The 12,747-nt window shown below is 35.7% G+C and carries 10 protein-coding genes; 6 read left to right on the top strand and 4 right to left on the bottom strand.

Annotated features, from left to right (window positions below):
- Window positions 1-123 precede the first annotated feature (123 nt).
- From mnmG to G9Q29_RS00775, 4 genes are all read left to right on the top strand, one after another.
- Window positions 124-1,995, top strand: a complete 1,872-nt coding sequence (gene mnmG, locus G9Q29_RS00790) for a tRNA uridine-5-carboxymethylaminomethyl(34) synthesis enzyme MnmG (RefSeq protein ID WP_166132611.1) — start codon at window positions 124-126, stop codon at window positions 1,993-1,995.
- A 145-nt stretch (window positions 1,996-2,140) separates the two neighbouring features.
- On the top strand, window positions 2,141-2,989 hold the full coding sequence (locus G9Q29_RS00785) for a class I SAM-dependent methyltransferase (RefSeq protein WP_166132610.1): 849 nt from the start codon (window positions 2,141-2,143) through the stop codon (window positions 2,987-2,989).
- 254 nt (window positions 2,990-3,243) lie between these two features.
- Window positions 3,244-3,849, top strand: a complete 606-nt coding sequence (locus tag G9Q29_RS00780) for an OmpH family outer membrane protein (protein ID WP_166133506.1) — start codon at window positions 3,244-3,246, stop codon at window positions 3,847-3,849.
- 247 nt (window positions 3,850-4,096) lie between these two features.
- The gene (locus G9Q29_RS00775; protein ID WP_166132609.1) at window positions 4,097-6,364 is read left to right on the top strand and encodes a helix-turn-helix domain-containing protein; all 2,268 of its coding nucleotides are present in this window, start codon (window positions 4,097-4,099) and stop codon (window positions 6,362-6,364) included.
- 324 nt (window positions 6,365-6,688) lie between these two features.
- Here G9Q29_RS00775 and G9Q29_RS00770 read toward each other — a convergent pair whose 3' ends face one another.
- Entirely contained in the window at window positions 6,689-7,645 is a 957-nt protein-coding gene (locus G9Q29_RS00770; RefSeq protein WP_166132608.1) for an HU domain-containing protein, read from the bottom strand.
- A gap of 102 nt (window positions 7,646-7,747) precedes the next feature.
- Here G9Q29_RS00770 and dprA point away from each other — a divergent pair, with 102 nt between their 5' ends.
- Window positions 7,748-8,851: a DNA-processing protein DprA gene (dprA, locus tag G9Q29_RS00765; RefSeq protein WP_166132607.1), complete on the top strand. Its 1,104-nt coding sequence runs from the start codon at window positions 7,748-7,750 to the stop codon at window positions 8,849-8,851.
- Window positions 8,852-8,924: 73 nt separating this feature from the next.
- Here dprA and trpS read toward each other — a convergent pair whose 3' ends face one another.
- A complete protein-coding gene (gene trpS / locus G9Q29_RS00760; RefSeq protein WP_166132606.1) occupies window positions 8,925-9,899 on the bottom strand; it encodes a tryptophan--tRNA ligase in 975 nt (324 codons plus the stop codon).
- A 137-nt stretch (window positions 9,900-10,036) separates the two neighbouring features.
- Between trpS and G9Q29_RS00755 the strand changes: the two genes are divergently transcribed.
- Window positions 10,037-10,792, top strand: a complete 756-nt coding sequence (locus G9Q29_RS00755) for a lysophospholipid acyltransferase family protein (protein ID WP_166132605.1) — start codon at window positions 10,037-10,039, stop codon at window positions 10,790-10,792.
- Here G9Q29_RS00755 and G9Q29_RS00750 read toward each other — a convergent pair.
- Both G9Q29_RS00750 and G9Q29_RS00745 read right to left on the bottom strand, forming a co-directional pair.
- A complete protein-coding gene (locus tag G9Q29_RS00750; RefSeq protein WP_166132604.1) occupies window positions 10,782-12,197 on the bottom strand; it encodes a hypothetical protein in 1,416 nt (471 codons plus the stop codon). The two genes, G9Q29_RS00755 and G9Q29_RS00750, sit on opposite strands and share 11 nt — an antisense overlap.
- Complete coding sequence (locus G9Q29_RS00745; RefSeq protein WP_166132603.1) at window positions 12,194-12,739, bottom strand: RNA polymerase sigma factor; 546 nt, start codon at window positions 12,737-12,739, stop codon at window positions 12,194-12,196. Before G9Q29_RS00745 ends, G9Q29_RS00750 begins: the two co-directional genes overlap by 4 nt.
- Window positions 12,740-12,747 lie beyond the last annotated feature (8 nt).

Raw genomic sequence — 12,747 nt, 5'->3', positions numbered from 1 at the left:
CCAATTATAGTAATATTATGTTTCACGTGGAACATGTTTTTCCTTTTCTTTGTTTAATTTGTTTCACGTGGAACAAGTACTTAATAAGTCAATCATGCCTCTGTAGGCGTAAAGAATGATATAATGTTTCAAAACGAATATGATGTAATTGTTGTTGGTGCGGGGCACGCTGGTAGCGAGGCCGCGGCAGCGGCAGCAAATTTAGGTTCAAAAACTCTGCTGGTTACAATGAGTTTGCAGAACATTGCACAAATGTCTTGTAACCCTGCTATGGGTGGAATTGCCAAAGGGCAAATTGTGCGGGAGATTGACGCATTAGGTGGGTACTCTGGCATTGTGTCTGATCGTACTGCAATTCAATTCAAAATGTTGAACAAATCCAAAGGTCCTGCAATGTGGTCGCCAAGAGTTCAAAGTGATCGTATGCGTTTTGCAGAAGAATGGAGAATGATGCTCGAAGGAACTCCTAATCTTGATTTTTATCAAGAGATGGTTAGAGGGCTGATTATTGAAAATGGAAAAGTAAGAGGAATTAAGACTTCCCTTGGTGTTGAGATTCGCTCCAAATCTGTTGTACTAACAAATGGTACTTTTTTGAATGGATTGATTCATATCGGAGAAAAACAATTTGGTGGAGGTAGAGCCGGCGAAAGTGCAGCGCACGGAATTACTGAAGATTTGGTTGCTGTAGGTTTTGAAGCGGGAAGAATGAAAACCGGAACACCTCCTCGTGTTGATGGACGCTCTCTTGATTTTTCAAAAATGAATGAAGAAAAAGGTGATGCGCGCCCGGATAAATTTTCTTATTCGGATGTGACCAAACCGTTAGTTCATCAAAGATCTTGTTATATGACCTACACTTCTTTGCAAGTTCATGATATTTTACGTGAAGGTTTTGATCGTTCACCAATGTTTAATGGTCGTATCAAAAGTTTGGGTCCGCGTTATTGTCCATCTATTGAAGATAAAATTAATCGTTTTGCTGATAAAGAAAGGCATCAACTTTTTGTTGAGCCAGAGGGCTGGAATACTTGTGAAGTTTATGTAAATGGTTTTTCAACTTCTCTTCCTGAAGATATTCAATTCAAAGCGTTGAGTTCTGTTGCAGGTTTTGAAAAGGTAAAATTTTTTAGACCTGGATACGCGATAGAGTATGATTATTTTCCTCCTACCCAATTAAAGCATACGCTCGAAACTAAGTTGGTTGAAGGTTTATATTTTGCTGGACAAATCAACGGGACAACAGGATATGAAGAAGCAGCTTCGCAAGGTTTAATGGCTGGTATCAATGCGCATTTGAAAGTTCATGAAAAAGCGCCATTGATATTAAAGCGTGATGAAGCTTATATTGGAGTTCTGATTGATGACTTAATTACCAAAGGAACAGAAGAGCCATATAGGATGTTTACTTCGCGTGCAGAGTATAGAACTTTGTTGCGTCAGGACAATGCTGATTTTAGATTGACTCCGATGTCGTATGAGATAGGTTTGGCATCGGAAGCTCGTTTGAGAAGAATGGAACATAAATTAACTGAGTCTGAAAAGATGGTTGCTTTTTTCAAAGAAACTAGTGTTTCAGTTTCAGAAGCTAATCCAATATTAGAATCAAAAAATACTGCTTTGATTTCGCAAGGGGATAAAATGTTTAAAGTTTTTTCTCGTCCGCAAATTGATTTGGAAGATATCATGAAATTTAGCAAAGTTCAAGAATATGTTCAAGAAAATGAATTGGATCAAGAAATTTTGGAACAAGCCGAAATTCAAGTCAAATATTCTGGTTATATAGAAAAGGAGCGAAATAATGCTGATAAATTAACTCGTTTAGAAGATGTGAAGATTCCTGAAAACTTTGATTATGAAAAAATAAAGTCAATGTCTATTGAAGCAAAGCAGAAATTGAGTAAAATTCGACCGGTTACTATTTCACAAGCTTCAAGAATTAGTGGTGTTTCACCAAGTGATATTTCAGTATTACTTATTTACATGGGGAGATAGTGAATCTTGTTCCACGTGAAACTACGGTCGGAAGTCCCGTCATTACTCAGAAATGACAGAATAAAATAATTTTTTAACCCTGAAAAACGCTATTTGTGGTTTTCAGGGTTTCGTTTACTAATAAAAACAAAAGCATATTAAATTAATGGATATTTCAAATCAACAGCCTTTTTTAACTGTTCAAGATCATTCTGTTTCTCAGGAAATTTTTAATTTATACTATGATTCAAATTTAGACATGTTGGTTACACAGCCACAACCTAGTTTGGATCAATTGGGTAAATATTACGAAAGTGACGATTATATTTCACACACCGACAGCAAACGTTCTCTTTTTGAAAAAGCATATCATGTAGTAAAAAGTATTGCGCTCAAAAATAAGTTGAATTTGATAAATCTTGAACAATCGTCAAAAGGAGCTATTTTAGATATTGGTGCGGGTACGGGAGATTTTCTTGCTGTAGCAAAACAAAATGGTTGGACTACTACTGGAATTGAACCTAGCCCAAAAGCTAAATCCATTGCAATTTCAAAGGGAATTTCATTTGTTGAGAATACAACTGATTTGGCTAACTATTCTTTTGATGTTATTACAATGTGGCACGTATTAGAGCATGTTCCAGATCTTGATTTTCAAATTAAAGAACTTAAGCGGTTATTAAAACCTAGCGGAACTTTAATCGTGGCTGTTCCTAATTTCAAATCTTTTGATGCAAAGCATTACGGAAAATTTTGGGCAGCTTATGATGTACCCATTCACTTTTGGCATTTTTCTAAAAAGGCGATCGAACTTTTATTTGCAAAGGAAAATATGAAATTGAAAAAAGTACTTCCAATGAAATTTGATTCTTTTTATGTTAGTCTATTATCAGAAAAATATAAAAATGGTAAAATGAATTTTATCAAAGCTTTTTTTATCGGATTAAAAAGTAATTTGAAGGCAGCAAGTACTAAAGAGTATTCCTCACACATTTATGTGCTAAAAAATAAGTAAAAATCATTTTAAGGCCAATTACAGGCTTTTTTAGGTGTTAACTATGAATTTGTATGTCTTTTTTTAGATCTTTCTTTAAAATTAATATATGAAACACGTTTTAGATAGATGTAAATGATGTTTTTTATTGAAAACATAAGCTTTGTTTATGGAATAAAAATCAGTTGATTTTTTGCAGTTTTTGCCAATCCTATCTAATTTTTTATATTTTTGTCCTTATTACTAAAAAACCAGAAATTCACAAAATGAAAGCAATGATTCAAAATTTTAAAAAAACTACTCTTTCTCAAAAAAGTAAAAAAGCATTAGTACTCGTTGCTTTATCTGTTGCGTTAGTAAGTTGCAACAAACCAGCCGAAGCTGCAAAAGAAGTAAAAACTGCTTATGTTGATACAGCTGAATTGATGAAAGAATACACTGAAGCAAAAGATCTAGAGGCTAAATATAAGTCTAAAGCGGAAGAAAAAGGCCGTCAATTGGAAGCTGAAATCAATCGTTTCAAACAAGAAGCAGCTAATTTTCAGTCACAAGCGCAAGCTAACGGACAAGAGTGGGCTCAGAAAAAAGGTGCAGAATTGCAAAAAAGAGAACAACAATTAGGATATGCAGAACAGGCGTTGACTCAAGAGTTACAAATGGGAATTAGTAAAGAAAGAGATTCGTTAATTAGTGGAGTTAAAAAATTTATTAAATCTTACGGAAAAGAAAAAGGATACGCTTACATCTACGGTACTGGAGATGCTGCATCAATATTATATGCTGAAGATAAGTTTGATATCACTAAAGATATAATTAAAGCCTTGAACGACAAGTACAAAGGTGCTGCTAAAACAGAAGAAAAAGTAGCGCCAAAAAAGTAAGTAGTAGGGGTTATTAATTCAAAAATATGCCTTCGTCTAGTAATAGATTGAAGGCTTTTTTTATGCGTTTCTAATTCAAATTGTGATCTATTATTTATTCATTTAATAGTATTTTTTCATTTCTATTTAACCATTTTATCAAACGGAGCTATTTTATTATGTTAGTGAGTAATTAAGATTAAAAATTATTACACCCTCTTTTGTTTTAGTCACATTTTCAATACTTTAGTATTTTATTTTATACGCCATGCAAACTATATCCGAAGCTGCTTCTTACACCTTACGATTTATCAATCAAACGCAACGATCTGTTTTCTTGACTGGAAAAGCAGGAACTGGTAAGACCACTCTATTGCGTGAAATTATTCAAACAACTCACAAAAATACTGTAGTAGTAGCTCCAACGGGCATTGCTGCGCTTAACGCCGGGGGAGTGACTATTCACTCGATGTTTCAGTTGCCTTTTGGTGGTTTTATTCCTGATAATTCTGCTCCTCAGTTTTCTGAAAGTACCAAGTTTGAAACTAAAGCAACCTTACGTAGACACTTTAAAATGAGTGGTTTAAAAAAGGCTGTTATTCGAAATATGGAGCTTTTAGTTATCGATGAAGTAAGTATGCTTCGTGCTGATTTACTGGATGCTATGGATTTTATGATGCAAACTGTTCGAAAGAAAAATCTCCCTTTTGGTGGCGTGCAAGTTTTGTATATTGGAGATTTACTGCAGTTGCCGCCGGTGATTCGTGACGAGGAGTGGAGTACTTTAAAAAATTATTACCGTGGAAAGTTTTTCTTTCATTCGCATGTTATTCAGCAACATCCGCCTTTATATATTGAGTTATCAAAAATCTTTCGTCAAACTGATGATGCTTTTATTTCAGTTTTAAACAACTTGCGCAACAATCAAATCACGCAGCAAGATCTACAAACACTTAACCAATTCGTTAAACCTGATTTTGATTTAAAAGCCAACAAAGGATATATCACCTTGACTACTCACAATCATAAAGCTGATGCGATGAATGCGCAGGCATTGGCAGATTTGAAAGGAGAATTGATAACCTATAAACCTGAAATTACAGGTGACTTTCCAGATAAAATTTATCCTGTAGAGCAAGATTTAAAACTTAAAGTGGGCGCTCAAATTATGTTTGTGAAAAATGACTTGTCTTTTGACAAGCATTATTTTAACGGAAAAATGGGTGTCATTAAATCACTTGCTAGTCAAGAAATTCTGGTACACTTTCCTGAGGAAAATAAAACCATTGAGGTTGAAAAGTATGAGTGGCAGAACATTAGGTATAAAGTTGATCCCGCCACTAAAGAGATTGAAGAGGAGGTTTTAGGGACTTTTGTCCATTATCCCATCAAATTAGCGTGGGCCATTACGGTGCATAAAAGTCAAGGATTAACTTTTGACAAAGCTGCGCTTGACGTATCGCAAGTTTTCTTGCCAGGGCAAGCATATGTTGCATTATCGCGTTTACGTTCGTTAAATGGCCTTGTTTTGCTTTCTGCGTTGCGAATGAATGGCATTTCTAATGATCAAGACGTAATGGATTATGCGAATAACAAGGCTAGTGAGGATTTTTTGGCCAACGCTCTACATTTTGAAACCAAAAATTTTATTCATCAGTACCTAGTTCAATCTTTTGACTGGAATGATGTGGCACAAGAATGGCGCAATCACCGCTTTAGTTATAATGAAGATGCTCAAAATTCCGAGAAATCAAAGCACGCGCTTTGGGCAAAAAAACAAGCAAGCGCAATGGATGAATTACTCGCGCCATCGCAAAAATTTATCAAACAACTGCATTCACTTTTCAGTCAAGAAACTGCCGATTTAAATCATATTGCGGCGCGTGTTCAGGCTGCTTATTCTTATTTTTTTAAATCGTTGGATGATCTTGTGTTTGAGATTTTATGGAAAATTGAAGAGGTTAAGCGTAGCAAAAAAGCCAAAACTTTTTTTGATGAATTGACCATTTTAGAGGAAATGCAAACCAAAACGGTTTTGCGATTAATGAAAGCCAAATTGTTGATTGAAATTGTAGTGGCTGGCGAAACGATCTCGAAAGAAAACCTAAGTTCAAGTGAGATTAAATCATACATCAGTCGAAAAACTGAGGCGATTCAAAAGCAGTTCAAAGAATTGAATGTGACCTTGATCGATGATGAAAAAGATTTGGAGCGTTACACATCCAAGAAAGGAAAAACGACTGTTCCTAAAAAATCTACCGTGCAAGAAACCTACGAGCTGTGGGTAGAGAAAAAGTCGATTGAAGATATTGCGGCGATAAGGGTTTTAACCAAACAGACTATTTGCGGACATTTTGTAAAATTGATTCAGGCTAAAGCAGTTGCTATACATGAATTATTGCCCGAAGATAAACTTCAAGACTTAGCCGCTGCTTTTGCAGGCTATAAAGAAGAATCCCTAAATGTGTTAATGGAGCAACACGGCACCAAATTTTCATGGGATGAAGCGCGAATGTATAAGGCAAGTTTGAATTAGGCAGGAATTAAATAATTTTAACTTGGTTTCGAAAGAGGTGTCAATTACTCATTCAATTTATGTTTTTAGCTTCAAAATAGCCGTTTTCAGATACGTTTTTAAAAACTACTACAAAAGCGCCATACAAATACAATTTAAACCGCAAACTGATTAAAAACACAGTTTGTGTTAGGAATATAAATTACATAGCCCAGATAGCAGTGAAAATCCTTGTGCGCGGCTTTTTAGCGCTCAAGATTGTAGCGAATAGCTGGATTAAGCTCATAAAAAAATCCTCAAACAACTTGCGTTATGAGAGGATTGTATTTTATTTTCAAAAGCTATTTACAAGGACTGAATTAAGATCCAAGCATCGGGATTGTGTTTTTCGTTGATTTCTTTTTTTGCTTTTTCAGCTTCGGCAAAAGTGGCATAGCTACCGTAAAGAACAGGAAAATAACCGTTTTTGTTTGGAGCGATACGCTTCGCATTGTAACCCAATTGAGTTAAAGCTCGCAAGGTTTTGTTAGCGTTAAACTCTTCACGATATACACCCGCCATGATATGGTAAGGCATTTTTGCTTCAGGAGTAGCTTTTACAGTTAGTGTTACGGCAGGAATTGGGTTTTTGATAAAAAAAGTAGCTTCTTGTATTTTATTTTGCACCTGTTTTTGCACCGCTGTTTCCACCAAAAGTCTTTCTGAATTGATTTGATTTTGATACATCGGGTAGCCTACAGTACCAGCTAAACCTAGTGCTATTGCTACAACTGCAGCATATTTCAAATACGGATTAATAGAACGAACAGCTTCGGTTTCTAGAGTATAAACTGGAGTTTCGTTTTGAACTTCGATAGTTTCATTCGTAACCTCAGTCACTTCTTGAACTACTGGAGAACTTGTAAACGTACTTAGTCCGAAAGAACTAGTTAAATAGTTTGTTGTTTCGCTTGGCGTAAAAACTAAATTGTTTTCAGCGTTCAAACGTAAATCACCGATATTTTTAAGCACCAAAATTTGTTTTTCTTCCAAAGCTTTTTTCCATGCAAAAACTTCGTATTGAATGGCACTTACGGCATATTCGTAAGAGGTTTTTTCGGCCAATGCAATGTGGTTGGCTAATAAACCGTCGTTGTTTTTTAAATTGGTGTTAAAAGCAATTCTTTTTCTAGGCGGAGAGAATGAATTCGTAGCTTCATTTCGCCTAGCCGACTGGATTTCGGTCAAAAAAGCTCCGAAACCAGGAACGGTAACACATTGATAACGGTAGAGTAACTGCGCGATGTATAGTTCGATTTTCATACTTACAAAGTTATACAACGAAAATAGTTATCAAAATTTTATTCACAATTTTTATTAACAATTCCGACAAAAATTTATACATTTCAGCCTCAAACTTTTAGCATGAACGAACAGGATTTATTTTATTTGCTGGCACTGCAGCGTGTAGAAGGAGTTGGCGATATTATGGCCAAAAAATTATTGACTCATTTAGGATCTGCCGAAGCTATTTTTACTAGTAAATCGACGCAGCTTGCTGCAATTGATGGAGTAGGAGCCATGCTTTTAAAAAATTTAAAAGATAAATCGGTAGTATTTGCGAAAGCACAAAAAGAATTGGATTTTATAAAAGAGAACAACATCACCACTGCTTTTTTTCAGGATGCAAACTATCCAGAGCGTTTGAAGCAATGCGTAGATGGCCCGCTACTTTTGTTCAGTTCCGGAAACATAAATTTAAATAACCGACGCATGATTAGCATTGTGGGCACGCGGCAAATCACTGCTTATGGAACTGAGTTTTGCAGGCAATTGATAGCTGATTTAGCACCACTTGATCCGGTGATTGTGAGTGGTTTTGCTTATGGAGTTGATATTGTAGCTCATCAACTTGCTATGGATTATAACTTGCAAACTATTGGTGTGGTAGCTCATGGTTTAAATCAGATTTACCCTAAAACGCATAAAAAGTATGTGTCCAAAGTGGAACAAAATGGTGGTTTTCTGACTGAGTTTTGGAGTTCTTCTAATCCTGATAAAGAGAATTTTGTTCGCAGAAACCGTATTGTTGCGGGTATGTGCGAAGCTACAATTGTAATTGAATCGGCTGAGCGTGGCGGATCGCTCATTACAGCCAATATGGCCAATGATTACAACAGAGATGTTTTTGCAGTTCCCGGCCGTGTTACCGATAAGTACAGCCAAGGCTGCAACAATTTGATTAAAACACAAAAAGCTAATGTGCTTACTAGTGCTGCCGATTTGGTTTACATTTTAAATTGGGATATTCAAAAAGAAGTAAAACCCGTGCAGAAACAATTGTTTGTAGAGCTTGATCCCGATGAACAAAAGGTATACGATTATCTCTTAAAAAGTGGTAAAGAACTATTGGATATTATTGCCTTGCAATGCGATTTGCCTATTTACAAAATATCGGGAATGTTGCTGAATATGGAACTAAAAGGCGTAATACGGCCATTACCGGGCAAATTATTTGAAGCAATATAATTAGAAAAACCGCAGATTTGAAGATTAAAATATTATTTTAATCTTCGAATCTGCGGTTATTTTAAAAAGGTAATTATATTTCGAATCCTAGTTTTTCGCGTACTTTGGCTAGTACTCCATTGGCCACAGCCGATGCTTTTTGAGCACCAATTTTTAAAAGCGCATCTACTTCAGGAAGGTTGTTCATGTAGTAGTTATACTTTTCACGTTCAGTTTTAAATCTTTCGCAAATCAATTCAAACAAAGCTTGTTTGGCATGACCATAACCGTAATTTCCACCAAGATAATTGGCTCGCATTTCAGCTAATTGTTCTTCAGTTGCCAATAAAGCATAAATAGCAAAAGCATTACAGGTATCTGGATGTTTAGGATCTTCGAGTGGTGTGCTATCCGTTTCAATACTCATGACTTGTTTGCGTAACGCTTTATCGTCTAGAAAAATATTGATAATGTTATTTGCTGATTTACTCATTTTTCCGCCATTGGTACCCGGAATTAACATGCTATCTTCTTGAATTTTAGCTTCAGGAAGCACAAATGTTTCGCCCATTTGATGATTGAATCTTGAGGCTACATCGCGGGTGATTTCAAGGTGTTGCAATTGATCCTTTCCTACAGGTACAAATTCAGCATCGTACAATAAGATGTCAGCAGCCATAAGCATAGGGTAGGAGAACAATCCTGCATTAACATCATCCAAACGATCTGATTTGTCTTTGAATGAGTGTGCCAATGTCAAACGTTGGAACGGAAAAAAACAGCTTAAGTACCAAGACAACTCTGCTGTCTGTGGGACATCTGATTGTCTGTAAAAAACCACTTTATTGATATTCAATCCACAAGCTAACCAAGCAGCAGCGGTACTGTAGGTATTGGTGCGTAAGGTTTCTCCATTTTTAATTTGAGTTACCGAGTGTAAATCGGCAATGAACAAAAAGGATTCATTTTCGGGTTGATTTGATAATGCTATTGCAGGTATAATTGCGCCGAGTAGGTTGCCAAGGTGAGGAGTTCCTGTACTTTGAACTCCAGTAAGTATTTTTGCCATTATGATTTTAACTTTTCCCGCAAAGTTCGCAAAGATTTCCGCAATGTTGGCAACGATTGTAAAGTTTTTCTAATAAGTAGTTTTCCAAAACAAATTCTTTTATTTTTATTTGCTCACGATTTCTTACTTTTGAACACATGAGAGCATTAAAAATTATTTTTTGGGTATTGTGGCGCGTTTGGTTTTATATTTTGATGGCCATTCCCATCTTGGTGATGTTTCCTTTTTTGGTAGCCTCTATTTTGAGGGAAAGCAGTTACCCTTATTTCTTTAAAATGGCCAGGATTTGGGCCAAATGTATTCTTTTTGGGATGGGTTTTCGCTACACCGTAGAGCGTGATCAAGAAATGGAAATAGGAAAAAGTTACATGATTGTGGCCAACCACACCTCGATGACCGATATTATGTTGATGCTAGCCATAACCAAAAATCCTTTCGTTTTTGTAGGTAAAAAGGAATTATCCAAGATTCCATTGTTTGGATTTTTTTACAAAAGAACTTGTATTTTAGTAGATCGTGGCTCTACCAAAAGCCGAATGGAAGTATTTGACCGTGCTCAAAAACGGATTAAACAAGGACTGAGTATTTGTATTTTCCCTGAGGGCGGCGTTCCGGATGATGAATCGATTGTTTTAGATAGTTTTAAAGACGGCGCTTTTCGTTTGGCTGTAGAACACCAAATACCAATTGTTCCAATGACTTTTGCTGATAATAAAGAGCGTTTCTCTTATACTTTTTTGAGTGGAAGCCCAGGTTTAATGCGTGTGAAGTTGCACCATCATGTGGAAACCAAAAACAAAGTAGAGGCAGATAGAAAACAGCTAAAGGAGCAATTGTGGAATCTTATTTACCAACAATTATTAAAGTTTGAAGCCAGTAAAATTAAAAACTAAAACTCACGCCCGAATATAAACCTATAAATGCAGGCTTAAAACTGCTGTTATTTTGAGAAAAAGTATTGAATTGGTACTTCATCATCGGTTCCAAGTTAAAGCGCAAGGATGGCTTTATTTGATACGAAAAACCAACACCCACATTGGAGCTGAAATGTACCGAATTTAAATTATTAGCCTCACCCAACGGAATCCTGCCTTGTTCACTCAAGATTGAAATTTTATTTTGACTTAAAAACAAGGTACTAATACCACCGATAAGGTTAATTCCCCATTTTTTATCAATCAGTGCATACGATAGTTCCATAGGCAACTCTATGTAACCCATTTGTTGGTTGATTTGTCCAGCAGTAGTTTCTTGTAAGTCTGTTTCCAATGAAATTAAAGTTACCAACGTGTTTTCACTCTTAATTACGATAATTTGGTTTGTTGTATAAGTGATGTTCGGCAGATTTTTACTCATTAAACCAGTAGAATAAACAATGTTTTTGGTATTATAATCTAATGCCAATTTGTTTAAACCGCTGCGTATTTTTACTTTCTTGTTTAATGCATATTGAACTCCTACGCCGTAACTAAGATTTTGCTCGGCTGATTTTGGATTATTGGCAAACTGAGGGTCAATTGCTGAACCTCCAGCGTTAGTATTTAAAAATATTGGAGCTACAGTAGGTTTAATTTGCCATTTTTGTTGACTTTTTTCATTAGTCACCACTGATTGGACTCCGTCTTTTTGTTGCAAAAGAATTTCTAGTGCGTTGGGGTTAGTTTTTTGTTCCTCCTTTACGTCTGAATCCGTTGTTGCTACTGCAGGATTGACAATGCTTTTGTTGATAAATGAATTGCTTGGATCAATGTTGCTTTCATTATCCAAGTTTCTTTTATAACTATTTAAATTGTTACTTAACTTATCCGTGTTTTTTTCGGTTTCCTGAATGTCATTTTGTACTATACTATTTTTTGTAAAAATTTGATTTTTAATATTATAGCTGCTTGTATTGGTTGTAACAAAATTATTTTTAGGATTTACTTTTACAGATGGATTGGTGGTAATCGTTGGATTAGAAACAATTTTAGGTGGAGCCGACACAACCTCACTATTTGGTTTTGTTGAAATAGTGGTTTTGCTTTTAAGTATTGGCTCGTCTTTTGGGTTTGTTTTTTTTCCTGTAGCTACTTTATTTTCCTGTAATTCAAGGGTTGAATTTTGGTCAAACAGAAAAAAACAACCCAATACTAAAGCGGCTGCTATACCTGATGATTTTAGCCAAAACGGAACTGCTCTGCGTTTCTTTTTGTGTTGTAATTGTGCTGCAATTTGGTCCCAAGTGCCTGCAGCAGGAGTCGCTTCAAAATCTTTGAATTGTTCCTTGAATAAACGATCTATATTTTTGTTATCACTCATTTGGCAGTAGGCAAGGGGTTTATTTTGTAGTAAAGCTCTATTTTTTCTTTCAAAATCGTTCTTGCTCTGGCTAAGTTTGATTTTGTAGTGCCGGTACTTATTTTTAGCATTTCGGCTATTTCTTTATGCGAGTAATCATCCAATACATACAAGCTAAAAACCAGTCGGTATTGGTCTGGTAACTCTTGAATCATTTGTAGTAGGTAATCTAGCGGAATGTTTTCGTCTTCAATTTCGACTTCATCTGCTATTGCAATGGTTTCATCTACGCGCTCCATGAATCGTACGTTTCTGAATTTTTGCAAAGCCGTATTGATCATTATACGTTTGGCCCATCCTTCGAACGAACCACTTCCGCTAAATTGATGTATTTTATTGAAAATGATCAAAAATCCATCTTGTAAATTGTCTTGAGCATCAACGTAACTACTAGAATAGAGCAAGCATACCCCAAACAGCTTTTTAGAAAACAGTTGGTATACTTGCTCTTGTGCTTTAGGGCAGTTTTTTTTACAATCAGAAATTAATTGATCAATGCTCACTTTGCTGT

The sequence above is a fragment of the Flavobacterium turcicum genome (assembly GCF_011365745.1).
In the GTDB taxonomy this organism is placed as follows: domain Bacteria; phylum Bacteroidota; class Bacteroidia; order Flavobacteriales; family Flavobacteriaceae; genus Flavobacterium; species Flavobacterium turcicum.
This window is presented reverse-complemented; position numbering and strand designations above follow the sequence as displayed.